The sequence below is a fragment of the Paraburkholderia lacunae genome, assembly GCF_003353175.1.
In the GTDB taxonomy this organism is placed as follows: Bacteria; Pseudomonadota; Gammaproteobacteria; order Burkholderiales; family Burkholderiaceae; genus Paraburkholderia; species Paraburkholderia lacunae.
On sequence record NZ_QHKS01000054.1, the window covers coordinates 1 to 23,145 of the forward strand.

The following is a 23,145-nucleotide window of genomic DNA, read 5'->3' on the forward strand; positions in this document are numbered from 1 at the left end:
GACAACGTGTCGATCACGGTGAAGCTGATCAACCCGATCGCGATGGAAGAAGGTCTGCGCTTCGCAATCCGCGAAGGCGGTCGTACGGTCGGTGCAGGTGTGGTTGCCAAGATTCTCGAGTAAAATCGCGGATTGGACTTGCAGTAAGTGGTGCCCGGAGCCGGGCGCCTGTCGATAGAAGTTGGCGCTTCAGCGCTTACTCCTATCCCATGCCCGGCTCTACGTTCTTTTACTATCTGGCGGCGCAACACCGCCTCGCTCTTTTCCAAGGAATTGTCATGCAGAACCAGAAAATCCGCATTCGCCTGAAGGCTTTCGACTATCGCCTGATCGATCAATCGGCAGCTGAAATTGTCGACACGGCAAAGCGGACTGGCGCAATCGTTCGTGGTCCGGTGCCCCTGCCGACCCGTATTCAACGCTTCGACATCCTGCGTTCGCCGCACGTCAACAAGACGTCGCGCGATCAGCTCGAAATCCGTACGCACCAACGCCTGATGGACATCGTCGACCCGACGGACAAGACCGTCGACGCACTGATGAAGCTGGACCTGCCGGCTGGCGTGGACGTCGAAATCAAGCTGCAATAAGGCTTCCAGCGGTTGTCTGGTTTGCCGGGCAACGCTAAGTCATTGATTGCTTGCGGAAAACGAAAAGCCTCGCTATAATGCAAGGCTTTTCGCGCATTTGCGCAAAAAAGTCGGTGTGCTGCAGCATGAATTCATGCCCGAAACGGCGCCGGCATTTTGTAAATTAGCCCCGACCAATCGCAGTCGGGAATGGAGAAAACGATGAGCCTTGGACTCGTAGGTCGCAAGGTTGGCATGACCCGTATCTTCACGGCAGAAGGGGATTCGATTCCCGTTACCGTGCTGGACGTGTCCGACAACCGCGTGACGCAGATCAAGACTGTTGAAACCGACGGCTACACGGCCGTGCAGGTTGCATTCGGTACGCGCCGTGCATCGCGCGTGACGAAGCCGTTGGCCGGTCATCTCGCCAAAGCCGGTGTTCAAGCCGGTGAAATCCTCAAAGAATTCCAGATCGATGCTGCCAAGGCTGCCGAGTTGTCGAACGGCACCGTGGTCGGTCCTGACCTGTTCGAAGTAGGCCAGAAGGTCGACGTGCAAGGCGTGTCGATCGGTAAGGGCTACGCCGGTACCATCAAGCGTTACAACTTCGCATCCGGCCGTGCATCGCACGGTAACTCGCGCTCGCACAACGTGCCGGGTTCGATCGGTATGGCGCAGGATCCGGGTCGTGTTTTCCCGGGTAAGCGCATGACCGGTCACATGGGTGACGAAACGGTAACGGTGCAAAACCTCGAAATCGCTCGTATCGACGCTGACCGCAAGCTGTTGCTGGTCAAGGGCGCCGTTCCGGGTGCGAAGGGTGGCAAGGTATTCGTTACGCCGGCCGTGAAGACGCGTGCCGTGAAAGGAGCGAAATAATGGAACTTAAGCTCCTGAATGCCAATGGTCAGGAAGGTGCAGGCGTTAGCGCGTCGGACGTCGTGTTCGGCCGTGATTACAACGAAGCCCTGATTCACCAGGTTGTGGTTGCGTACCAGGCGAATGCCCGTAGCGGCAACCGCGCGCAGAAGGATCGTGAGCAAGTCAAGCACACGACCAAGAAGCCGTGGCGCCAGAAGGGTACGGGCCGCGCCCGTGCCGGTATGTCGTCGAGCCCGCTGTGGCGCGGCGGTGGCCGGATCTTCCCGAATTCGCCGGAAGAAAACTTTTCGCACAAGGTCAACAAGAAGATGCATCGCGCAGGTCTCTGCTCGATCTTCTCGCAGCTGGCCCGCGAAGGCCGCATCTCGGTGGTTGACGAGCTGACGCTCGAAGCGCCGAAGACGAAGCTGCTGGCCGAAAAATTCAAGGCGATGGGTCTCGACTCCGTGCTGGTGATTACCGATACGGTTGACGAAAACCTGTACCTCGCGTCGCGCAACCTCGCCCACGTGGCGGTTGTCGAGCCGCGTTACGCCGACCCGCTGTCGCTGATCTACTTCAAGAAGATCCTGATCACGAAGGCTGCGGTCGCCCAGATCGAGGAGTTGCTGTCATGAGCGAGATTCGCAAGAACGATCATCGTTTGATGCAGGTCCTGCTCGCGCCGGTGATCTCCGAAAAGGCGACGCTGGTGGCCGACAAGAACGAGCAAGTTGTGTTCGAAGTCGCGCCCGATGCCACGAAGCAGGAAGTGAAAGCCGCAGTCGAGCTGCTGTTCAAGGTGGAAGTCAATTCCGTCAACGTGCTGGTCTCGAAGGGCAAAGCCAAGCGCTTTGGCCGCTTCATGGGCAAGCGCAAAGACGTGAAGAAGGCGTACGTCTGCCTGAAGCCCGGCCAGGAAATCAACTTTGAAGCGGAGGCCAAGTAATCATGGCAATCGTTAAAGTTAAGCCGACTTCGCCGGGCCGCCGTGCGATGGTCAAGGTGGTCAACAAGGATCTGCATAAGGGCAAGCCGTTCGCACCGCTGCTCGATTCGCAGAACTCGATCGCCGGCCGTAACAACAACGGTCACATCACCACGCGTCATAAGGGTGGTGGTCACAAGCATCACTATCGTGTCGTCGACTTCCGTCGCACGAAGGATGGCATTCCGGCCAAGGTCGAACGTCTCGAGTACGATCCGAACCGTAGCGCGAACATCGCGCTGGTTCTGTACGCAGACGGCGAGCGCCGCTACATCATCGCTCCGAAGGGCGTTACCGTCGGCCAGCAACTGATGTCGGGTTCGGAAGCGCCGATCCGCGCGGGCAACACGCTGCCGATCCGCAACATTCCGGTCGGTACGACGATCCACTGCATCGAAATGCTGCCGGGCAAGGGCGCGCAAATGGCGCGTTCGGCTGGTACGTCGGCGATGCTGCTGGCTCGTGAAGGCATCTACGCACAGGTCCGCCTGCGCTCGGGTGAAATCCGCCGCGTCCACGTTGAGTGCCGCGCGACGATTGGTGAAGTTGGCAACGAAGAGCATAGCCTCCGTCAAATTGGTAAGGCTGGCGCAAACCGCTGGCGCGGTATCCGCCCGACGGTGCGCGGTGTTGCAATGAACCCGGTCGATCACCCGCACGGTGGTGGTGAAGGCAAGACGGCTGCAGGTCGCGATCCGGTGAGCCCGTGGGGCACGCCTGCTAAGGGTTATCGCACCCGCAGCAACAAGCGCACGACGAGCATGATCGTCCAGCGCCGTCACAAGCGTTAAGGAGTAGGCAATGGCACGTTCTGTAAAAAAAGGTCCGTTCTGCGACGCCCATTTGCTGAAGAAAGTTGAGGCGGCAGCAGCTTCGCGGGATAAGAAGCCGATCAAAACCTGGTCGCGTCGCTCGACGATCCTCCCGGATTTCATCGGTCTGACGATCGCCGTTCACAACGGCCGTCAACACGTTCCGGTGTACATCTCGGAAAACATGGTCGGCCACAAGCTTGGCGAGTTCGCATTGACCCGTACGTTCAAGGGTCATGCAGCCGACAAGAAGGCCAAGAAATAAGGGGCTCAAGATGGAAGTGAAAGCAATTCATCGCGGTGCCCGCATCTCGGCGCAGAAAACGCGCCTTGTGGCTGACCAGATCCGCGGTTTGCCGGTCGACAAGGCGCTGAACGTTCTGACGTTCTCGCCGAAGAAGGCTGCGGGAATCGTGAAAAAGGTCGTGCTGTCGGCGATCGCGAATGCGGAGCATAACGAAGGCGCCGATATCGATGAGCTCAAGATCACGAGCATCTACATCGACAAGGCTGCGTCGCTCAAGCGTTTCACCGCGCGCGCTAAAGGCCGCGGCAACCGCATCGAGAAGCAATCCTGTCACATCACTGTGACGGTCGGGAATTAAGGGGTCATACGATGGGACAGAAAATTCATCCGACTGGCTTCCGTTTGGCCGTCAGCCGCAATTGGGCGTCGCGTTGGTACGCGAACAACAACAATTTCGCGGCGATGTTGCAGGAAGACATCGGTGTTCGTGAATACCTGAAGAAGAAGCTGAAAAACGCTTCGGTTGGTCGCGTCGTTATCGAGCGCCCGGCGAAAAACGCGCGCATCACGATTTATAGCTCGCGTCCGGGTGTGGTCATCGGCAAGAAGGGCGAGGATATCGAGCTGCTGAAGTCGGAACTGCAACGCCGCATGGGCGTTCCGGTCCACGTCAACATCGAAGAAATCCGTAAGCCGGAAACCGATGCGCAACTGATCGCGGATTCGATCACGCAACAGCTCGAGCGCCGGATCATGTTCCGCCGCGCGATGAAGCGTGCGATGCAAAACGCAATGCGTCTGGGTGCTCAAGGCATCAAGATCATGAGCGCTGGCCGCCTGAACGGTATCGAAATCGCTCGTACGGAGTGGTATCGCGAAGGTCGCGTGCCCCTGCATACGCTGCGTGCGGATATCGACTACGCAACTTCGGAAGCGAAGACGACGTACGGCATCATCGGCGTGAAGGTGTGGGTCTACAAGGGCGACACGCTCGGCCGCAACGACGCACCGGTGGTTGAAGAAGTTGCCGAAGAAAAGCGTCCGCGCCGCAACGCACGTCCGGGTGGCGATCGCCGTCCGCGTCGCGATGGTGAAGGTGGTGGCCCGGCAGGTGCACGCCGTGGCGCTCCTCGTCGTGCTGGCGGTGCCGGCGGCGACGGGAAGACTGGAGAATAACGATGCTGCAACCGAAACGCAGAAAGTATCGCAAAGAGCAGAAGGGTCGTAACACCGGTATCGCCACCCGCGGCAACGCGGTGTCGTTCGGTGAGTTCGGCCTGAAGGCGATCGGTCGTGGTCGCTTGACCGCGCGCCAGATTGAAGCGGCACGTCGTGCAATGACGCGTCACATCAAGCGTGGTGGCCGCATCTGGATCCGCATCTTCCCGGACAAGCCGATTTCGCACAAGCCGGCTGAAGTACGGATGGGTAATGGTAAGGGTAACCCTGAGTACTACGTCGCAGAGATTCAACCGGGCAAGATGCTGTACGAAATGGATGGCGTAACCGAAGAGCTGGCACGCGAAGCGTTCCGTCTGGCTGCAGCTAAGCTGCCGCTGAAGACGACGTTCATCGTGCGTCAGCTCGGCGCCTAAGGAGCAAATGATGAAGGCTTCCGAACTTCACCAGAAAGATCAGGCCGCGCTCAACAAGGAGCTGTCGGACCTGTTGAAGGCGCAATTCGGCCTGCGCATGCAACTCGCGACCCAGCAGCTCACGAACACGAGCCAGCTGAAGAAGGTTCGTCGCGACATCGCGCGTGTGCGGACCGTCCTGACTGAGAAGGCGAACCAGAAATGAACGATAGCGTAAAAACCTCGCTCAAGCGGACGCTGGTCGGCAAGGTCGTCAGCAACAAGATGGACAAGACGGTCACCGTGCTGGTTGAGCATCGCGTGAAGCACCCGATCTACGGCAAGTACGTTGTGCGCTCGAAGAAGTACCACGCGCACGACGATGCGAACACGTACAACGAGGGTGACCTCGTTGAAATCCAGGAAACCCGTCCGATTTCGAAGACGAAAGCTTGGGTTGTGGCTCGCTTGGTCGAGGCTGCTCGCGTCATCTGACGCCGCAAAGTTGTAGAAGTAGTTGAAATCGCAGTAAGTTTCGCTTGCAAGACCGAGATTATCAGTTATAATCTCGGTCTTCCCTCTTTTATGGGAGCCCCGTCGCGGGCGAAGTTGGTGGGGGAAGCGGTTCAGGCGCCAGTCTGTTCCGAAGGATTCACCGGATTGCGATGGCGGGTTTCGTTTGCCGTCGCTGCTGTTCTAACCCAAGCAGCCGATTGGCTGACGGGACCAAGACTGACCGGGTACGCCATGGTGGTGTGACCGGATTAAGTTGGGAAAGATAAACCATGATCCAGACCGAAACTCGGCTTGAAGTGGCCGACAACACGGGTGCGCGTGAAGTCATGTGCATCAAGGTGCTCGGCGGCTCGAAGCGTCGTTATGCCAGCATTGGCGACATCATCAAGGTGACCGTCAAAGAAGCAACGCCGCGCGGGCGCGTGAAGAAAGGCGAAATTTATAACGCCGTGGTGGTTCGTACCGCCAAGGGCGTGCGCCGTCAGGACGGCTCGCTGATCAAGTTCGATGGCAATGCCGCAGTGTTGTTGAACGCCAAGCTCGAACCTATTGGCACCCGTATTTTCGGGCCTGTCACGCGCGAGTTGCGTAGCGAACGATTCATGAAGATCGTTTCGCTGGCACCGGAAGTGCTGTAAGGAGTCGCGATGAACAAGATTCGCAAAGGTGACGAAGTTATCGTCATCACCGGCAAAGATAAGGGCAAGCGCGGCATCGTGCTGTCTGTTGGCGAGGGCAAAGTGATTGTCGAGGGCATCAACCTCGTCAAGAAACACGTCAAGCCGAACCCGATGAAGGGTACGACGGGCGGTGTGGAAGCCAAGACGATGCCGCTGCAAATTTCGAACGTCGCATTGGTCGACGCGAATGGCAAGGCATCGCGTGTAGGCATCAAGGTCGAAGGGGATAAGAAGGTCCGTTTCCTTAAGACGACCGGTGCCGAGCTGAGCGCCTGACGCTGCGGAGTAAAAAAATGGCTCGTTTGCAAGAGTTTTACAAAGAAAAGGTTGTACCCGGCCTCATCGAGAAGTTCGGTTACAAGTCCGTGATGGAAGTGCCGCGCATCACCAAGATCACCCTGAACATGGGCCTTGGCGAAGCGGTTGCTGACAAGAAGATCATCGAAAACGCCGTTGGCGACCTGACGAAGATCGCAGGCCAGAAGCCGGTGATCACAAAGGCACGCAAGGCAATCGCTGGCTTCAAGATCCGTCAGGGCTATCCGATCGGTGCAATGGTTACGTTGCGTGGTCAGGCAATGTACGAATTTCTGGACCGTTTCGTGACGGTCGCGCTCCCGCGTGTGCGTGACTTCCGTGGCGTGTCCGGTCGTGCGTTCGATGGTCGCGGCAACTACAACATCGGTGTGAAAGAGCAGATCATTTTCCCCGAAATCGACTACGACAAGATCGACGCACTGCGTGGGCTGAACATCAGCATCACGACGACTGCGAAGACCGACGACGAAGCAAAGGCTCTGCTCGCCAGCTTCAAGTTCCCGTTCAGAAACTGAGGTTACCGTGGCTAAACTGGCACTGATCGAACGTGAAAAGAAGCGTGCTCGCCTGGCCGCTAAGTACGCTCCCAAGCGTGCCGAGTTGAAGGCGATCATTGGCGATATGAGCAAGTCGGACGAAGAGCATTACGCAGCACGTCTGGAACTGCAACAACTGCCGCGCAACTCTAACCCGACCCGTAAGCGCAATCGTTGCGCAATTACCGGTCGCCCGCGTGGCACGTTCCGTAAATTCGGGCTGGCGCGTAACAAGATTCGCGAAATCGCGTTCCGCGGCGAGATCCCTGGCCTGACCAAGGCGAGCTGGTAATAGGAGAAACGTAAATGAGCATGAGTGATCCTATCGCCGATATGCTGACTCGCATCCGCAACGCGCAGATGGTCGAGAAGGTTTCGGTGACAATGCCCTCGTCGAAAGTCAAGGTTGCGATTGCGCAGGTCCTGAAGGACGAAGGCTATATCGATGATTTCGCAGTGAAGTCCGAAGGTGCGAAGTCAGAATTGAACATCGTGTTGAAGTACTACGCTGGCCGCCCGGTCATCGAACGCATTGAACGCGTTTCGAAGCCTGGTCTGCGTGTGTACCGCGGCCGTAACGACATCCCCGTGGTCATGAATGGCCTCGGCGTGGCAATCGTGTCGACGCCGAAGGGCGTGATGACGGACCGCAAGGCGCGCGCAACGGGCGTTGGCGGCGAAGTCATCTGCTACGTCGCTTAAGGCCGAAAGGAGAGAAACATGTCTCGAGTAGGTAAAAGCCCGATCGCGCTGCAAGGCGCAGAAGTGGACCTGAGCGACGATCGCATTACCGTCAAGGGCCCGCTGGGTACGATTACGCAGGCGGCAAACCGCCTCGTGAAAGTGGTGAACGACAACGGCACGCTGAAAGTGGAGCCGCTTGACGAAAGCCGCGAAGCGAATGCGATGTCGGGCACGATGCGCGCACTGGTTGCGAACATGGTGAACGGCGTGACGAAGGGTTTCGAGCGCAAGCTGACGCTGGTTGGCGTCGGTTACCGCGCACAGGCGCAAGGCGACAAGCTGAATCTGTCGCTGGGTTTCTCGCACCCCGTGGTGCACCAGATGCCGGAAGGCGTGAAGGCTGAAACCCCGTCGCAAACCGAAATCGTGATCAAGGGGATCGACAAGCAGAAAGTTGGCCAGGTCGCTGCAGAAGTGCGCGGCTATCGCCCGCCGGAGCCCTACAAGGGCAAGGGTGTGCGCTACGCCAACGAGGTCGTGATCCTCAAAGAAACGAAGAAGAAGTAAGGGTGCGCAATCATGGATAAGACTCAATCTCGCCTGCGCCGCGCTCGTCAGACGCGTATCAAGATCGCTGAGCTGCAGGTCGCGCGTCTCGCCGTGCATCGCACGAACACGCACATCTATGCGCAAGTGTTCTCGCCGTGCGGCACCAAGGTGCTCGCCAGCGCGTCGACGCTCGAGGCCGAAGTGCGTGCGCAACTGGCTGATCAGACGGGCAAGGGCGGCAACGTCGCCGCTGCGACTCTGATTGGTAAGCGCATCGCAGAAAAGGCTAAGGCTGCCGGCATCGAATCCGTCGCCTTCGACCGTTCGGGTTTCCGTTACCACGGCCGCGTGAAAGCGCTGGCTGATGCGGCGCGCGAAGCCGGACTCAAGTTCTAAGGGAAGAATTCGTCATGGCAAAGATGCAAGCGAAAGTTCAGGCTGACGAACGCGACGACGGCCTTCGTGAAAAGATGATTTCGGTCAACCGCGTGACCAAGGTCGTGAAGGGTGGCCGGATTCTCGGCTTCGCCGCACTGACCGTGGTTGGCGACGGTGATGGCCGCGTCGGTATGGGCAAGGGCAAGGCGAAGGAAGTGCCGGTCGCTGTTCAGAAGGCGATGGAACAAGCCCGCCGCAACATGTTCAAGGTGCCGCTCAAGAACGGTACCCTGCAACACGAAGTGCACGGCAAGCACGGCGCATCGATGGTCCTCCTGGCTCCTGCCAAGGACGGTACCGGCGTGATCGCTGGTGGTCCGATGCGCGCAGTGTTCGACGTGATGGGCGTGCAGAACGTTGTGGCCAAGAGCCACGGTTCGACGAACCCGTATAACCTCGTTCGTGCAACGCTCGACGGTCTGCGCAAGCAGTCCACGCCGGGCGACATCGCGGCGAAACGCGGCAAGTCCGTCGAAGATATTCTGGGCTAAGGTGGACACCATGTCTGATAAAACTGTCAAGGTCCAGCTCGTCAAGAGCCTGATCGGCACCCGCGAAACGCACCGTGCAACGGTGCGTGGCTTGGGCCTGCGCCGACTCAACTCGGTTAGCGAGTTGCAGGACACGCCGGCTGTGCGCGGCATGATCAACAAGGTTTCGTACCTCGTTAAGGTCATCAGCTAAGCGGCTGACCAGGACTCAAGGAGTTGATAATGGAATTGAATAACCTGAAGCCGGCTGAAGGCGCGAAGCACGCAAAGCGTCGCGTTGGTCGCGGCATCGGCTCCGGCCTCGGCAAGACCGCTGGCCGTGGTCACAAGGGTCAGAAGTCGCGTTCGGGCGGCTTTCACAAGGTTGGCTTCGAAGGCGGTCAAATGCCGCTGCAACGTCGCCTGCCGAAGCGTGGCTTCACCTCGCTGACGAAGGAATTCGTTGGTGAAGTGCGTCTCTCGGATCTGGAAAAGCTGCCGGTCGACGAAATCGATCTGCTGGCTCTGAAGCAAGCCGGCTTGGTCGGCGAGCTGATCAAGAGCGCCAAGATCATCGCGACGGGCGAGCTGAAGCGCAAGGTCGTTGTGAAGGGTCTGGGTGCGACGAAGGGTGCGCGCGCTGCTATCGAAGCAGCCGGCGGCTCTTTTGCCGAGTAACGCGCAAGCTATTTGCCGTCACTAGCATTTGCATCGGAGAAGGTACTTGGCTAACAGCCCGAGTCTCGCAAAACCCGGTCGCAGCGCGGCGAAGTTCGGCGATCTGCGTCGGCGGGCAGTGTTCCTGCTGCTGGCGCTGATCGTCTACCGTATCGGCGCGCACATTCCGGTGCCGGGTATCGACCCGGACCAGCTGGCGAAGCTGTTCCAAAGCCAGTCGGGCGGCATCCTTGGCATGTTCAACATGTTCTCGGGTGGCGCACTTTCGCGGTTCACGATTTTTGCGCTGGGGATCATGCCGTACATTTCGGCGTCGATCATCATGCAGTTGCTGGCGATTGTGTCGCCGCAGCTGGAAGCGCTGAAAAAGGAAGGGCAGGCGGGGCAACGGAAGATTACGCAGTACACGCGTATCTTTACGGTCCTGCTGGCGACGTTCCAGGCGTTCGGCATCGCCGTCGCGTTGGAAAACCAGCCGGCTCTGGTGATCGATCCGGGGATGGTGTTTCGGTTGACGACGGTCGTGACGCTGGTGACCGGCACGATGTTCCTGATGTGGCTGGGTGAGCAGATCACGGAACGCGGGCTTGGCAACGGTATCTCGATCATCATTTTCGGCGGTATTGCGGCCGGTTTCCCGAACGCAATCGGTGGTCTTTTCGAACTGGTGCGAACCGGCTCGATGAGCATCATCTCGGCGATTATCGTGGTCGCGCTGATTGCCGGAGTGACGTATCTGGTGGTGTTCATCGAACGCGGCCAGCGCAAGATTCTTGTGAACTACGCCAAGCGGCAAGTCGGTAACAAGATTTACGGCGGTCAGTCTTCGCATCTGCCGCTGAAGTTGAACATGTCGGGCGTGATTCCGCCGATCTTTGCATCGTCGATCATTCTCTTCCCGGCAACCATCCTGAACTGGTTTAGTTCGGGGTCGCGCACCAGCTGGTTCGCAGACACGTTGCACAACGTGGCCGAAGCCCTTAAGCCCGGTCAACCGGTGTACGTGTTGCTGTATGCGTTGGCGATCGTTTTCTTCTGTTTTTTCTACACCGCACTGGTGTTCAACAGCAGGGAAACGGCTGACAACCTGAAAAAGAGTGGCGCTTTCGTCCCAGGCATTCGCCCGGGCGATCAAACGGCGCGATATATCGACCGCATCCTCACGCGCTTGACGCTGGCCGGTGCGATCTACATCGTGTTCGTTTGTTTGCTGCCCGAGTTTCTGGTGCTGCGCTGGAACGTGCCGTTTTATTTTGGTGGAACGTCGCTGCTGATCATTGTCGTCGTCACAATGGATTTCATGGCGCAGGTGCAGTCGTACGTTATGTCGCAACAGTATGAATCGCTGCTGAAGAAAGCTAATTTCAAAGGCGGCGGCGTCCCGATGCGTTGAAAGGACTTATGGCCAAAGACGATGTTATCCAGATGCAGGGTGAAGTCATCGAAAACCTGCCTAACGCTACCTTCAGGGTGAAGCTGGAAAACGGCCATGTCGTATTGGGACACATATCCGGGAAGATGCGGATGCACTACATCCGAATCTTGCCGGGCGACAAGGTGACGGTTGAATTGACGCCTTACGATCTGTCGCGTGCGCGGATCGTGTTCCGGGCGAAGTGATTTGAAAAAAGGGTAATATCATGAAAGTGATGGCATCGGTTAAGCGCATTTGCCGCAATTGCAAGATCATCAAGCGCAAAGGCGTTGTGCGCGTGATTTGCAGCTCTGATCCGCGCCACAAACAGCGTCAAGGCTGAACGCCGCGCTTTTGCTTGCGCTTTTTGTTTGAGGAAAAACAATGGCTCGTATCGCAGGGGTTAACATCCCGAATCACCAGCATACCGAAATCGGCCTGACGGCTATTTACGGTATCGGCCGCACGCGCTCGCGCGACATTTGCGTCGCTGCTGGTGTGGCATTTTCGAAGAAGGTCAAAGACCTGAACGACGCAGACCTCGAAAAGCTGCGTGAAGAAGTCGGCAAGTTCATCGTTGAAGGCGATCTGCGCCGTGAAACGACGATGAACATCAAGCGCCTGATGGATCTCGGCTGCTACCGTGGCGTGCGGCATCGTAAGGGCTTGCCCCTGCGCGGCCAACGTACGCGTACGAATGCCCGTACGCGCAAGGGTCCGCGTCGTGCAGCGCAATCGCTGAAGAAGTAAGCGGAACTGACAGTTACAGGAAAACGTAATGGCTAAGGCTTCGAACAACTCCGCGGCGCAACGCGTTCGCAAGAAGGTCAAGAAGAACGTCGCCGAGGGCGTGGTTCACGTTCACGCGTCGTTCAACAACACCATCATCACGATCACCGATCGTCAAGGCAATGCACTTGCTTGGGCAACGTCGGGTGGTCAGGGCTTCAAGGGCTCGCGTAAGTCGACGCCGTTTGCAGCTCAGGTGGCAGCCGAATCGGCTGGCCGCGTGGCGATGGAATACGGCGTGAAGAACCTCGAAGTGCGGATCAAGGGCCCCGGTCCTGGTCGTGAGTCCGCGGTGCGCGCGTTGCATGGTCTTGGTATCAAGATCACCGCGATCTCCGACGTGACCCCGGTCCCGCACAACGGCTGCCGTCCGCCGAAGCGTCGTCGTATCTAAGACGCTGTTTTGGCTAGCGCCTGTTGCCGCCGGGGTTTCAAAACCGGCGACGACAGGCTGCTTGCGCTTTAATGAATTGACTAAGCCCACCGTTCGTCCCAAAGGGTTCGGACTAGCGCGGGTGCATGCATTCGCGTGATTAATCATAGAAGGAATCAACGTGGCACGTTATATCGGCCCTAAGGCCAAGCTGTCCCGCCGTGAAGGCACTGACCTCTTCCTGAAAAGCGCCCGTCGTTCGCTCGCTGACAAGTGCAAGCTTGACAGCAAGCCCGGCCAGCACGGCCGCACCTCGGGCGCACGTACGTCCGATTACGGCACGCAGCTGCGCGAGAAGCAAAAAGTGAAGCGCATCTACGGCGTGCTCGAGCGTCAATTCCGCCGTTACTTCGCTGAAGCCGACCGCCTGAAGGGCAACACGGGTGAGAACCTGCTGCAATTGCTCGAATCGCGTCTGGACAACGTCGTGTATCGCATGGGCTTCGGCTCGACGCGCGCTGAAGCGCGTCAGTTGGTTAGCCACAAGGCGATCATGGTGAACGGCGTCGTGTCGAACATCCCGTCGATGCAAGTGAAGGCAGGCGACGTCGTCGCAGTGCGCGAACAAAAGAAGAAGCAAGCGCGCATTCTCGAAGCGCTGTCGCTGGCTGAGCAAGGCGGTCTGCCGAGCTGGGTCGCGGTCGATTCGAAGAAGTTCGAAGGCACGTTCAAGCAAAAGCCGGAACGCAGCGACATCGCTGGCGATATCAACGAAAGCCTGATCGTCGAATTGTATTCGCGGTAATCGAATTAACGGCCGGGGCACCTCGATTGCGTTGCGCAAGGGGGCGTCTCGGCTGTTTATTTTCAGGTTGTTACCGGTCAGCCTTATCGGTGTAACGAGCCGAGGGTATTGAAAAGGAAAACCTATGCAAACCAGTTTGTTGAAGCCCAAGATCATCGCAGTTGAATCGCTTGGCGAGAGCCACGCGAAAGTGGTCATGGAACCGTTTGAACGCGGTTACGGCCACACCTTGGGTAACGCGCTCCGGCGCGTGCTGCTGTCGTCGATGATCGGCTACGCGCCGACCGAAGTGACGATCGCAGGCGTCGTCCATGAATACTCGACGCTCGACGGTGTGCAAGAGGATGTGGTCAACCTGTTGTTGAACCTGAAGGGCGTGGTGTTCAAGCTGCATAACCGTGACGAAGTGACGGTTACGCTGCGCAAGGAAGGCGAAGGCGTTGTCACCGCTGGCGACATCGAACTCGCGCACGATTGCGAAGTGATCAATCCGGATCACGTGATTGCGCACCTGTCGAAGGGCGGCAAGCTCGACGTGCAGATCAAGGTCGAAAAGGGTCGCGGCTATGTGCCGGGCAATGTACGTCGTTACGGCGAAGAGTCGGCCAAGATCATTGGCCGTATCGTGCTGGATGCGTCCTTCTCGCCGGTTCGCCGTGTGAGCTATGCCGTGGAAAGCGCGCGTGTCGAACAGCGTACCGACCTCGACAAGCTCGTGATGAACATCGAGACCAACGGTGTGATTTCGCCGGAAGAAGCGATCCGTCAATCGGCGCGCATTCTGGTCGATCAACTGTCGGTGTTCGCTGCACTGGAAGGCACCGAGGCAACGGCGGAAGCGCCGTCGCGTGCGCCGCAGATCGATCCGATCCTGCTGCGTCCGGTCGATGATCTCGAACTGACGGTTCGTTCCGCGAACTGCCTGAAAGCCGAGAACATTTACTACATCGGCGATCTGATCCAGCGCACGGAAAACGAACTGCTCAAGACCCCGAATCTGGGTCGCAAATCGTTGAACGAAATCAAGGAAGTACTGGCGTCGCGTGGTTTGACGCTCGGCATGAAGCTCGAAAACTGGCCGCCGGCTGGTCTCGACAAGTAATCCCGGGATCCAGACCCGCCGCTGCACTGGCAAAGACGCGGATTTTCCTTTAAAATCCGCGTCTTGTCTTTTTTCACTACCGGCCCGTGCCCTCGCCACCTAACGGTGCGCCGAGCGCGATAGAAGAGCTGGACCAAAACTTTGAATCGAAGGAATTAACATGCGTCACCGTCATGGTCTGCGGAAACTGAACCGCACGAGCAGCCACCGTCTGGCAATGCTCCGTAACATGTCCAATTCGCTGATCGAGCACGAAGTCATCAAGACCACGCTGCCGAAGGCGAAAGAACTCCGTAAAGTCGTCGAGCCGCTGATCACGCTCGGCAAGAAGCCGTCGCTGGCAAATCGCCGTCTGGCGTTCAACCGCCTGCGCGATCGTGATTCCGTTACGAAGCTGTTCGAAGTGCTGGGTCCGCGTTACGCGACCCGTCCGGGCGGCTACCTGCGCGTCCTGAAGTTCGGTTTCCGCGTTGGCGACAACGCGCCGATGGCACTGGTCGAATTGCTCGACCGTCCGGAAGTCGAAGAAACCGAAGTGCAAGAGGCTGAATAAGCTTCTTGTCATTGAAAAAAAGCCAGGCATCGAGCCTGGCTTTTTTGTTTGCGGCGGCGGATGTCGCGACGACGGCACATCCATCGCGGCGACTAAATGCCGCATGCAAGCGGGCGGCGCGTCTGCGGTACCACAAGGCTAGGTGATACGATAACGGCACCTGAACTGTGCATGGCCGGAGACGCTTGTGAGCGCGAATGTGACCTTGATTCTGACGACGCTGCCGGATGCCGCCGCCGCTCAGAAGCTCGCGGCAGATGTACTGACGGCGCGGCTATGCGCCTGCGTCACGCTGCTAGGCGCAGTGCACTCAAGCTATCATTGGCAGGGCCGGATCGAATCGGCGCAGGAGATCCAAATGCTCTTCAAGACGAGCGCGGCACGCGCGCTGGAGCTGGAGCGGTACATTCAGGCGCACCATCCCTACGACACGCCGGAAATCCTTTCATGGCAAGCGTCAGCATCGGCTGCCTATGGTCAGTGGATTACTGCGGAAACTCAACGTCCTCTACATGTTTAACGGTCTCGACCGACGCGCGCGCAACGCACTGCGCACCGTCTTTTTCCTGCTCGGCTGCCTGATCCTCGCCCAGTTCGGCACGCTTGCCCGCGCCGCGGACGACTTCCTCGATCCCGCGATAGCCTTCAAATTCAGCGCGACCGAGAAACCGGGCGAAGTCGACGTGACCTACAGGGTCGCGGACGGCTACTACATGTACCGCGAGCGTTTTGCGTTCGCGACGCGCAACGGCACGACGACGATCGGCGAGCCGCAATTGCCGGCTGGACACGTGAAGTTTGACCAGACCTTCAACAAGAACGTCGAGACATATCGAAATGAGTTGACGATCCGCATCCCTGTCAAACACGCAGCGGGGCCGTTCGATCTGGCGGTGACGTCGCAGGGATGTGCGGACGCGGGCATCTGCTATCCGCCGATGGAGCGCGTCTACCACGTGAGCGGCGCAGCCTTGCAGCCGGCGGGTAGTGCCGGCGCTGCGGCCGCCACCGCGACCCTGCAATCCGCAATGGCCGAAACGCCGTGGTATGACCGCGCCACCAACGCCGACTACGCGCAATCGCTGCTGCAAGACGGTGGCTTCTTCGCGATCATCGGGCTCTATTTTGTGGCCGGCGCCGTGCTCAGTTTGCTGCCGTGCTCGTATCCGATGATTCCGATCCTGTCGGCGATCATCATCGGCGAAGGTGCGCGGGTCACGCGTGCTCGCGGGTTTGCGTTGTCGCTGGCGTATGTGATCGGCATGGCGTTGGTCTATACGGCGCTTGGGATAGCGGCGGCGCTCGTCGGACAGAGTCTCGGCGCGTGGTTGCAAAACCCGTGGGTGCTGGGCGCCTTCGGCGTATTGCTGACGATTTTTGCACTGACCCTGATTGCGGGTTTCGACATCGCGTTGCCGCAGCGCTGGCAGGAGAGTGCGTCTCGCGCATCAACAGGGCGCTCAGGCGGCAAATTCGCCGCGGTGGCCATGATGGGCGCGCTGTCCGCGCTGGTGGTCGGGGCCTGCATGACGGCGCCGCTCTTCGCTGTTCTGGCATTCATCGCGCACACCGGGGATGCGCTGCTTGGCGGCGCCGCGCTGTTCTCGATGGGGCTAGGGCTCGGCGTGCCGCTCCTGATCGTCGGCCTTGGCGCGGGCACCTTGCTGCCGCGCGCGGGCGCGTGGATGGACGGCGTGAAGGTGTTTTTCGGCGTAGTGCTGCTTGCAGCGGCGCTGTGGATCGTGTGGCCAGTACTCGGCGCCACCGCGACGATGCTGCTGAGCGCGCTGTGGTTGCTGGTCGCCGCTGCGGCGCTCGGCTTGTTCTCGTCGCTTGCTGAGGGCGCTTCCGTGTGGCGTCGGCTCGGCCGGGGCATTGGCGCAGCGCTGGCAATCTGGGCCGCTGTGCTGCTGGTGGGTCTCGCCGCGGGATCGTCCGATCCGCTGCGTCCGCTGGCCGTGTTGGCGGCCCGCGGCGGGGGCGCGAGTGTAGCCAGCGCCGCCAATACGCCGAATACGCCACCACCGGGCGATCTCACGTTCGCCCGGGTTCGTTCCTCGACCGAACTCGACGAGGCCGTCAAAACGGCGGCACAGCCCGCCATGCTCGATTTTTACGCGGACTGGTGCGTGAGCTGCAAAGAGATGGAGCAACTCACCTTCAGCGACCCGCGCGTCCAGGCAAGGTTGAAGCAGATGAACCTGCTGCGCGCCGACGTCACCGCCAACAATACGGACGATCAAACGCTGCTCAAGCGCTTCAGTCTGTTCGGGCCGCCCGGCATCATCTTCTTCGATCATGGCGGCAAGGAAGTACTGCGGGTCGTCGGATATGAATCTGCGGACAAGTTCTTGCGCAGCCTCGATCGCGCCAATACGCCTGGCGCGTAGCTGAAGGAGCGGCTCGCCGCGGGTAAGGTCGCGGCGAGCCGTACAAAAGAAAAACATCTATATCACCAGGCCGCTGGACGACACGGGCGCGGTCGTGCGCGCCGTGATTCCCAGTGCGCAGACACAACTTTCCGGTTTGAAACCCGGTGACTGGACTGGATCCTGACGATCAGCGGCCAGCCCACCGCGACGATCTCGCTGGACACCAGATTGCCGGTCTGTTCCGCGGCCCGCCGGAGACAACGGTAATGCCGCGGGAATCGAGCGCGAAACACAGCAGCTGCACGTGAATGTTCAGCGGAAAGCAATCATGCTTGAAGCAGACTAGCGAACCCCAAGCCGCTACCGGGCACGGTTCTCGGCAAGGTACGCGTAAAAAAACGGAGGCGCGACTCAAAGGTCCGCCTCCGTTTTTTTCAGACTAAAGCCGCCCCGAAAAGCGGCGCGCCGGATTACTTCTGCGACCGCAAAATCCGCGCGGCGTCCAAGGCGAAATAGGTCAGCACGCCGTCTGCTCCCGCCCGCTTGAACGCCAGCAGCGATTCCATCATCGCCTTGTCGTGATCGAGCCAGCCGTTCTGCGCCGCCGCCTTCAGCATGGCGTACTCGCCGCTCACCTGGTACACGTAAGTCGGGAACTTGAACTCGTCCTTCACGCGACGCACGATGTCCAGATACGGCATGCCCGGCTTGACCATCACCATGTCCGCGCCTTCTTCGATGTCCATCTGCACTTCGCGCAGCGCTTCATTCGAGTTGGCCGGATCCATCTGGTAGGTCATCTTGTTGCCCTTGCCGAGATTCGTCGCGGAACCGACGGCATCGCGGAACGGGCCGTAAAACGCAGATGCGAACTTGGCGGAATAAGCCATGATTCGCGTGTGGATATGTGCCTCGCTCTCGAGCATCTCGCGGATCGCACCGATGCGGCCGTCCATCATGTCGGACGGCGCGACGATGTCGACGCCCGCTTCAGCTTGCGCCTGGGCCTGCTCGACCAGAATTTCGACGGTTTCGTCGTTGATTACGTAGCCGGCTTCGTCGAGCACGCCGTCCTGGCCGTGGCTCGTGTACGGATCGAGCGCGACGTCGGTCAGCACGCCCAAGTCCGGGAAATGCTGTTTCAGTTCGCGAACGGCGCGCGGAATCAGACCCGCGGCATTGGTCGCTTCGCGGCCGTCAGGCGTTTTCAGCGACGGCTCGATTGCCGGAAACAGCGACAGCACGGGCACGCCCAGTTCGACGCATTGCTCGGCCACGCCCATCAGCAGATCGACCGACACGCGTTCGACGCCCGGCATCGACGGCACGGCTTGCCGCACGTTGGTGCCTTCGACGATGAACACGGGGTAGATGAGGTCGTTGGCGGTGAGGATGTTTTCTCGCATCAGGCGGCGCGAGAAGTCATCACGGCGCATGCGGCGCGGACGGTAGTGCGGGTAGAAGCTCATATTGAATCGAAGATCGTGGATGTCGTGGAGTGGACAAATAACGCCTGCCTCCGCTCCCGGAAACTTTTCGAGACAATGGTATATCATACCGATCGAGCAAGGCGCCTTGCGCTGACCTCCCCGCTTCTCCTCCCTGAGCGGGTGCCTGTCGTTTTTCGATTAGGCTGTTTGACCCGCCGTTTAAGCGGCGGGTTTTTTTATGGGCGGCCGAAACGGCGTTTTCGCCTTGCTTTCAGTCCGTCGCCGGACCGTATGCGCGGCGCCGGCGCGCTTACTGTGCAGCGTCCGCTTCGCCCTTCGCGTCGGGGATCAGCCAGCTTTCGATCAGTTCGTGCGCTTCGTCGAGCCCGACACGCTTGAGCGCCGAGAACAGCTGGGCGGTCAGTTCGCCCTGATAGCCTGCGGTGCGATATTCGGCCAAACCTTTCTGCGTCGCGCGCAGTGCGTTCATGCTCTCCTGGCGCGTCAATTTGTCGCACTTGGTCAGCAGCGTGTGGATCGGCTTGCCGGTCGGCGCGAACCACTCGATCATCCGGCGATCCAGATCGGTGAGCGGCCGGCGCGAGTCCATCATCAGAATCATGCCGCGCAGTTGCGAGCGCGATTGCAGGTAGGTGGAGAGCAGCGCTTCCCAGTGCGCCTTGGCCGCGCCCGGGACTTCCGCATAGCCGTAGCCCGGCAAGTCGACCAGATGCGCGGTCGGTTCGTCAGCGTTGCCAACCGAGAAGTAATTGATGTGCTGGGTGCGCCCTGGCGTCTTACTGGCGAACGCGAGCCGCTTCTGATTGCACAGAATATTGATGGCCGTGGACTTGCCCGCATTCGAGCGCCCGGCAAAGGCGATCTCGGGTTGAGCGGTGGCCGGCAGATCACGCAGGTGATTGACGGTCGTGAAAAAACGGGCTTGGTGGAGCAGGAAGGACATGAGCGAGGCCAGGATTCGAGACGCCGGGGAACCCGGAGTGGGGACGGGTCAAGCCCGACTGGCGTCTTAGCGATTAGCGAGTTATTGTACAATACGATGGTTTACTGAAAACCTGAGGGGGCCAGCCAGCGTGCCTTGGCGGCTTTCTGCGGTCACTCGGTCGCCGTCGTATTTTGCAAAACCTCTAAAATCCCACAAGACGAAACAGGGTGTGCGAATGAATCGACTGTGCAAGGCTCTGATGGTGTTACAAGTAGCGGCAGGTCTTTCAGGTTTGGCAATTCAGGCACGAGCAGCAGAGCCGGCAAAACCGGACGTCAACCGGGGGCAAGCAATCGCGGTGCAGGTATGCGCGTCATGCCACGGCGCGGACGGCAACAGTGCCGGCGGCGCGTATCCGAAGCTGTCGGGCCAGCATCCCGAGTATCTCGTCAAGCAGCTCAAGGATTTCAAGACGCAGGCGGGTGCGAAGCAGCCTGCGCGCAACAATGCGATCATGGCGGGCATGACTGCGGCGCTGTCCGATCAGGACATGGTTAACGTCGCTGCCTATTTCGCAACGCAGACGCCGAAGCCGGGCTTCGCGCATAACAAGGACACCGTTCCGCTCGGTCAGAAAATTTATCGCGGCGGGATTGCCGATAAGGGCGTGCCGGCGTGTGCGAGCTGCCACGGGCCGACCGGTCAGGGGATTCCGTCGCAATATCCGCGTCTGTCGGGGCAGTGGGCGGATTACACGGTGGCGCAACTGGCCGCGTTCACGCAAGGTCCGGGCGCACGGAACAACAACGACGCGATGCATGTAGTTGCAGCGCGTCTGTCGGACGGTGAGATCAAAGCCGTAGCCGATTACATCGCGGGCTTGCATTAAAAAGTCCGCACGCAAGTGCAACCGGCCCAGCGAGGCCGGTACAAAACAAGAAAAGGGTGAGGGCGTCGTGCCTACGACAGCCCTTCACCCTTTTTTGCTGTTCAGTCGGAGTATGAATGAGCGTCACCACGTCGGGTATGCAGTCGAAGTCGCGCAATCGCATCGTGCGCAGCATCATCGAAGTATTGAGTTCGATGCGCTTCGCGATCGCGCTGCTCGTGATCCTGTCGATCGCCAGCATCATCGGCACCGTCCTCACGCAGGACGATCCGTATCCCAACTACGTCAATCAGTTCGGCCCGTTCTGGGCAGACATCTTCCGCTCGCTGAGCCTGTACACGGTGTACAGCTCGTGGTGGTTCATGCTGATTCTTGGCTTCCTGATGGTGTCGGTGTCGCTGTGCGTGATCCGCAATGCGCCGAAGATGCTCGCCGACGCAAAGAGCTGGAAGGACAAGGTTCGCGAAGGCAGCCTGCGCGCGTTCCACCACAAGGGTGAGTTCGCGGTCCACGGCACGCGCGCTCAGGCTTCGGCGGTGCTGGCCAAACTCTCCAACAGGCTCGGCTACAAGTTCGTCACGCGCGAGTCGGACGGCGCAACGCTGATCGCCGCCAAGCGAGGCGCGCTGACCAGGTTCGGCTACATCTCCGCTCACGTCGCGATCGTCGTGATCTGCCTGGGCGGATTGCTGGACAGCAATCTGCCGATCAAGCTGCAAATGTGGCTGTTCGACAAGTCGCCGATTCGCAGCAACTCGGTGATCAACGAGATTGCGCCGGAACATCGTTTGTCGCAATCGAACCCGACTTTCCGCGGCTATGCATGGGTGCCGGAAGGCCAGCACGTGTCCACGGCAATCCTGAACCAGCCAGACGGCTCGCTGATCCAGGATCTGCCGTTCTCGATCGAGCTGAACAAGTTCATCGTCGACTATTACTCCACCGGCATGCCGAAGCTGTTCGCGAGCGACATCGTCGTGGTGGATCACAAGACCGGCGCGCGCGTGCCGGCGCGGGTCGAAGTGAACAAGCCGTTCGAATACGACGGCGTGTCGATCTATCAATCGAGCTTCCAGGACGGCGGCTCGCAGATGCAGATGACCGCTTATCCGATGACCGGCAACGGCGCGAAGACCGCGCCGTTCGGCGGTACGATCGGCGGCAGCGCGCCGTTGAGCACAGCGACGCCGCTGGCTGACGGTCAAACCGTGGAATTCACCGATTTCCGTGCGATCAACGTCGAAAACGTCTCGAATGGCAACGGTACGAACGATGCGCGCGGTGTCGCCGCCAACCGCTCGCTGAAAGAAGCGTTCGACGAGCGCCTCGGCTCCGGCGCGAAGACGTCCAAACCGCTGGATCTGCATAACGTCGGTCCGTCGGTGCAGTACAAGGTGCGCGACAAGGACGGCCAGGCGCGCGAGTACAACAACTACATGCTGCCGGTCGACGTTGGCGGTGAGCGGATGTTCCTCGCCGGCATGCGCCTGAATCCGGATGACCCGTTCCGCTATCTGCGCATTCCCGCCGACGCCGGCGGCACCGTCAAGGAATGGATGAACCTGCGCGCCACGCTCGAGAACCCGGCCATGCGCGCCGCGGCCGCGCATCGGTTCGCGCTGCGCTCGGTGCCGGGTTCGAATACCGAACTGCAGCAGCATCTGGAAGAAAGCGCGCTGCGTGTCCTGACCCTTTTTGCCGGCGCGGACAGCGGCATCAAGATGCCGAACGGCCAGACGGTGGGCGGTTTCCAGGCGATTGCCGGTTTTATCGACCATTCGGTGCCGAAGGGGGAGCAGGAAAAGGCCGCGGGCCTGCTGCTGCGCATGCTGGAAGGCTCGGCCTGGGACCTATGGCAACTGTCGCGCGAGCAACTCGGCGAGCCGGACGCGCAGGCCAATGCGGATGCCAGCCGTTTCATTCAAAGCTCGATTAATGCCATGTCCGACAGCTTTTTGTATGGATCGCCGGTCTATTTGCAGCTTGACTCCTTCAGGCAGGTGCAAGCTTCGGTATTTCAGTTGACGCGCGCGCCGGGCAAAAAAGTCGTGTATCTTGGCAGCCTGCTCCTCGTGTTGGGCATCTTTTCGATGTTCTACGTTCGCGAACGGCGCCTCTGGTTCTGGCTCAAAGACACCGCTCACGGCACGAGTGTCGTGATGGCGATGTCGAGTGCGCGCAAGACGCTCGATTTCGAAAAAGAGTTCGTCCAAACGCGCGACGCCGTCGGCGCCGCGCTGGGCGCCAAACTCATCGATGCATCCGACGCCGCCGGCGCCTCCGACCATGCCGGCGCGCCGTCCGCAAGCTCACAAGATTCGACTCGGTAAGATCATGGACTTGACTCAGGTTTCTTCATCCTCCTCTTCGGCGCCGTTGCGGCACCAGAAAGCGCCAGCTGGCGAGGCGTTCGACGCCGTGCAATACGACGAGCGCCCGTTCCTGAAGCGCCTCGGCATGACCGACTGGCTGTTCGCCCTCGCGATGGTCGCGGGCGCCGGGTTTGCGCTGTCGCGCTATTACCCGTTCATGAATTACTACGACAAGCT

At 59.6% G+C, this 23,145-nt stretch carries 36 protein-coding genes and 1 pseudogene; 35 read left to right on the top strand and 2 right to left on the bottom strand.

Going from position 1 to position 23,145, the window contains the following annotated elements:
* The 32 genes from DLM46_RS37420 to dsbD form a co-directional block, all read left to right on the top strand.
* Positions 1–123, top strand: a 123-nt coding sequence (locus DLM46_RS37420) for an EF-Tu C-terminal domain-related protein (protein ID WP_459252722.1), incomplete at its 5' end; no start/stop codon positions are given.
* A 155-nt stretch (positions 124–278) separates the two neighbouring features.
* Positions 279–590, top strand: a complete 312-nt coding sequence (gene rpsJ / locus DLM46_RS37425; protein WP_006998489.1) for a 30S ribosomal protein S10 — start codon at positions 279–281, stop codon at positions 588–590.
* A 201-nt stretch (positions 591–791) separates the two neighbouring features.
* Entirely contained in the window at positions 792–1,451 is a 660-nt protein-coding gene (gene rplC, locus DLM46_RS37430) for a 50S ribosomal protein L3 (RefSeq protein WP_115109818.1), read from the top strand.
* Positions 1,451–2,071, top strand: coding sequence for a 50S ribosomal protein L4 (gene rplD, locus DLM46_RS37435; protein ID WP_007180136.1), 621 nt, complete (start codon positions 1,451–1,453; stop codon positions 2,069–2,071). Before rplC ends, rplD begins: the two co-directional genes overlap by 1 nt.
* Positions 2,068–2,382 carry a 50S ribosomal protein L23 gene (rplW, locus tag DLM46_RS37440; RefSeq protein ID WP_007180135.1) on the top strand — a complete coding sequence of 105 codons (315 nt, stop codon included), beginning with the start codon at positions 2,068–2,070 and terminating at the stop codon, positions 2,380–2,382. The genes rplD and rplW overlap by 4 nt, the downstream gene beginning before the upstream one ends.
* 2 nt (positions 2,383–2,384) lie before the next feature.
* Positions 2,385–3,212 carry a 50S ribosomal protein L2 gene (gene rplB, locus DLM46_RS37445; RefSeq protein WP_115109796.1) on the top strand — a complete coding sequence of 276 codons (828 nt, stop codon included), beginning with the start codon at positions 2,385–2,387 and terminating at the stop codon, positions 3,210–3,212.
* Between the two features lie 10 nt (positions 3,213–3,222).
* On the top strand, positions 3,223–3,498 hold the full coding sequence (gene rpsS, locus DLM46_RS37450; protein WP_004199273.1) for a 30S ribosomal protein S19: 276 nt from the start codon (positions 3,223–3,225) through the stop codon (positions 3,496–3,498).
* 10 nt (positions 3,499–3,508) lie between these two features.
* The gene (gene rplV, locus DLM46_RS37455) at positions 3,509–3,838 is read left to right on the top strand and encodes a 50S ribosomal protein L22 (protein ID WP_011490054.1); all 330 of its coding nucleotides are present in this window, start codon (positions 3,509–3,511) and stop codon (positions 3,836–3,838) included.
* Between the two features lie 11 nt (positions 3,839–3,849).
* The gene (gene rpsC / locus DLM46_RS37460) at positions 3,850–4,656 is read left to right on the top strand and encodes a 30S ribosomal protein S3 (RefSeq protein WP_020070582.1); all 807 of its coding nucleotides are present in this window, start codon (positions 3,850–3,852) and stop codon (positions 4,654–4,656) included.
* Positions 4,657–4,658: 2 nt separating this feature from the next.
* A complete protein-coding gene (rplP, locus tag DLM46_RS37465) occupies positions 4,659–5,075 on the top strand; it encodes a 50S ribosomal protein L16 (protein ID WP_007180131.1) in 417 nt (138 codons plus the stop codon).
* Between the two features lie 10 nt (positions 5,076–5,085).
* Complete coding sequence (gene rpmC, locus DLM46_RS37470) at positions 5,086–5,280, top strand: 50S ribosomal protein L29 (protein ID WP_007180130.1); 195 nt, start codon at positions 5,086–5,088, stop codon at positions 5,278–5,280.
* Positions 5,277–5,549 carry a 30S ribosomal protein S17 gene (gene rpsQ, locus DLM46_RS37475; RefSeq protein WP_007180129.1) on the top strand — a complete coding sequence of 91 codons (273 nt, stop codon included), beginning with the start codon at positions 5,277–5,279 and terminating at the stop codon, positions 5,547–5,549. Before rpmC ends, rpsQ begins: the two co-directional genes overlap by 4 nt.
* Before the next feature lie 290 nt (positions 5,550–5,839).
* Positions 5,840–6,208, top strand: a complete 369-nt coding sequence (gene rplN / locus DLM46_RS37480; protein ID WP_006052212.1) for a 50S ribosomal protein L14 — start codon at positions 5,840–5,842, stop codon at positions 6,206–6,208.
* Positions 6,209–6,217: 9 nt separating this feature from the next.
* On the top strand, positions 6,218–6,526 hold the full coding sequence (gene rplX, locus DLM46_RS37485) for a 50S ribosomal protein L24 (RefSeq protein WP_115109799.1): 309 nt from the start codon (positions 6,218–6,220) through the stop codon (positions 6,524–6,526).
* A 17-nt stretch (positions 6,527–6,543) separates the two neighbouring features.
* Entirely contained in the window at positions 6,544–7,083 is a 540-nt protein-coding gene (gene rplE / locus DLM46_RS37490; RefSeq protein WP_006052214.1) for a 50S ribosomal protein L5, read from the top strand.
* A 7-nt stretch (positions 7,084–7,090) separates the two neighbouring features.
* The gene (gene rpsN / locus DLM46_RS37495; RefSeq protein ID WP_006052215.1) at positions 7,091–7,396 is read left to right on the top strand and encodes a 30S ribosomal protein S14; all 306 of its coding nucleotides are present in this window, start codon (positions 7,091–7,093) and stop codon (positions 7,394–7,396) included.
* 14 nt (positions 7,397–7,410) lie between these two features.
* Positions 7,411–7,806 (top strand): 30S ribosomal protein S8, encoded by a 396-nt coding sequence (rpsH, locus tag DLM46_RS37500; protein WP_006052216.1) that lies wholly within the window; start codon positions 7,411–7,413, stop codon positions 7,804–7,806.
* Between the two features lie 18 nt (positions 7,807–7,824).
* Positions 7,825–8,355: a 50S ribosomal protein L6 gene (gene rplF, locus DLM46_RS37505; protein ID WP_115109801.1), complete on the top strand. Its 531-nt coding sequence runs from the start codon at positions 7,825–7,827 to the stop codon at positions 8,353–8,355.
* A 12-nt stretch (positions 8,356–8,367) separates the two neighbouring features.
* On the top strand, positions 8,368–8,733 hold the full coding sequence (rplR, locus tag DLM46_RS37510) for a 50S ribosomal protein L18 (protein ID WP_006052218.1): 366 nt from the start codon (positions 8,368–8,370) through the stop codon (positions 8,731–8,733).
* A gap of 14 nt (positions 8,734–8,747) precedes the next feature.
* Positions 8,748–9,266: a 30S ribosomal protein S5 gene (rpsE, locus tag DLM46_RS37515; RefSeq protein ID WP_006052219.1), complete on the top strand. Its 519-nt coding sequence runs from the start codon at positions 8,748–8,750 to the stop codon at positions 9,264–9,266.
* Between the two features lie 10 nt (positions 9,267–9,276).
* Positions 9,277–9,459, top strand: coding sequence for a 50S ribosomal protein L30 (rpmD, locus tag DLM46_RS37520; protein ID WP_007180126.1), 183 nt, complete (start codon positions 9,277–9,279; stop codon positions 9,457–9,459).
* Between the two features lie 29 nt (positions 9,460–9,488).
* On the top strand, positions 9,489–9,923 hold the full coding sequence (rplO, locus tag DLM46_RS37525; RefSeq protein ID WP_011490050.1) for a 50S ribosomal protein L15: 435 nt from the start codon (positions 9,489–9,491) through the stop codon (positions 9,921–9,923).
* A 46-nt stretch (positions 9,924–9,969) separates the two neighbouring features.
* Positions 9,970–11,316, top strand: coding sequence for a preprotein translocase subunit SecY (secY, locus tag DLM46_RS37530; RefSeq protein WP_115109803.1), 1,347 nt, complete (start codon positions 9,970–9,972; stop codon positions 11,314–11,316).
* Between the two features lie 8 nt (positions 11,317–11,324).
* Positions 11,325–11,543 carry a translation initiation factor IF-1 gene (gene infA / locus DLM46_RS37535; protein WP_004521905.1) on the top strand — a complete coding sequence of 73 codons (219 nt, stop codon included), beginning with the start codon at positions 11,325–11,327 and terminating at the stop codon, positions 11,541–11,543.
* Between the two features lie 20 nt (positions 11,544–11,563).
* The gene (gene rpmJ, locus DLM46_RS37540) at positions 11,564–11,680 is read left to right on the top strand and encodes a 50S ribosomal protein L36 (protein ID WP_004199844.1); all 117 of its coding nucleotides are present in this window, start codon (positions 11,564–11,566) and stop codon (positions 11,678–11,680) included.
* A gap of 41 nt (positions 11,681–11,721) precedes the next feature.
* Positions 11,722–12,087 (top strand): 30S ribosomal protein S13, encoded by a 366-nt coding sequence (rpsM, locus tag DLM46_RS37545; protein WP_006052223.1) that lies wholly within the window; start codon positions 11,722–11,724, stop codon positions 12,085–12,087.
* Positions 12,088–12,115: 28 nt separating this feature from the next.
* Positions 12,116–12,520, top strand: coding sequence for a 30S ribosomal protein S11 (rpsK, locus tag DLM46_RS37550; RefSeq protein ID WP_006052224.1), 405 nt, complete (start codon positions 12,116–12,118; stop codon positions 12,518–12,520).
* A gap of 160 nt (positions 12,521–12,680) precedes the next feature.
* A complete protein-coding gene (gene rpsD, locus DLM46_RS37555; protein ID WP_011490048.1) occupies positions 12,681–13,304 on the top strand; it encodes a 30S ribosomal protein S4 in 624 nt (207 codons plus the stop codon).
* A 124-nt stretch (positions 13,305–13,428) separates the two neighbouring features.
* A complete protein-coding gene (locus tag DLM46_RS37560) occupies positions 13,429–14,406 on the top strand; it encodes a DNA-directed RNA polymerase subunit alpha (protein WP_006052226.1) in 978 nt (325 codons plus the stop codon).
* A 160-nt stretch (positions 14,407–14,566) separates the two neighbouring features.
* A complete protein-coding gene (rplQ, locus tag DLM46_RS37565) occupies positions 14,567–14,959 on the top strand; it encodes a 50S ribosomal protein L17 (protein WP_008923330.1) in 393 nt (130 codons plus the stop codon).
* 187 nt (positions 14,960–15,146) lie between these two features.
* The gene (gene cutA / locus DLM46_RS37570; RefSeq protein WP_115109805.1) at positions 15,147–15,479 is read left to right on the top strand and encodes a divalent-cation tolerance protein CutA; all 333 of its coding nucleotides are present in this window, start codon (positions 15,147–15,149) and stop codon (positions 15,477–15,479) included.
* Positions 15,472–17,349 carry a protein-disulfide reductase DsbD gene (dsbD, locus tag DLM46_RS37575; RefSeq protein ID WP_115109807.1) on the top strand — a complete coding sequence of 626 codons (1,878 nt, stop codon included), beginning with the start codon at positions 15,472–15,474 and terminating at the stop codon, positions 17,347–17,349. Before cutA ends, dsbD begins: the two co-directional genes overlap by 8 nt.
* A gap of 452 nt (positions 17,350–17,801) precedes the next feature.
* Here the strand turns inward: dsbD and hemB are convergent, their stop codons facing one another.
* Both hemB and yihA read right to left on the bottom strand, forming a co-directional pair.
* Complete coding sequence (gene hemB, locus DLM46_RS37580) at positions 17,802–18,800, bottom strand: porphobilinogen synthase (RefSeq protein WP_115109809.1); 999 nt, start codon at positions 18,798–18,800, stop codon at positions 17,802–17,804.
* Positions 18,801–19,071: 271 nt separating this feature from the next.
* Entirely contained in the window at positions 19,072–19,725 is a 654-nt protein-coding gene (gene yihA / locus DLM46_RS37585; protein WP_115109811.1) for a ribosome biogenesis GTP-binding protein YihA/YsxC, read from the bottom strand.
* Between the two features lie 217 nt (positions 19,726–19,942).
* Here yihA and DLM46_RS37590 point away from each other — a divergent pair, with 217 nt between their 5' ends.
* From DLM46_RS37590 to DLM46_RS37600, 3 genes and pseudogenes are all read left to right on the top strand, one after another.
* Entirely contained in the window at positions 19,943–20,596 is a 654-nt protein-coding gene (locus DLM46_RS37590) for a c-type cytochrome (RefSeq protein WP_115109814.1), read from the top strand.
* A gap of 116 nt (positions 20,597–20,712) precedes the next feature.
* On the top strand, positions 20,713–22,926 hold the full coding sequence (locus DLM46_RS37595; protein ID WP_115109816.1) for a cytochrome c biogenesis protein ResB: 2,214 nt from the start codon (positions 20,713–20,715) through the stop codon (positions 22,924–22,926).
* Positions 22,927–22,930: 4 nt separating this feature from the next.
* Positions 22,931–23,145: pseudogene (locus DLM46_RS37600) on the top strand (c-type cytochrome biogenesis protein CcsB); the annotation flags it as partial.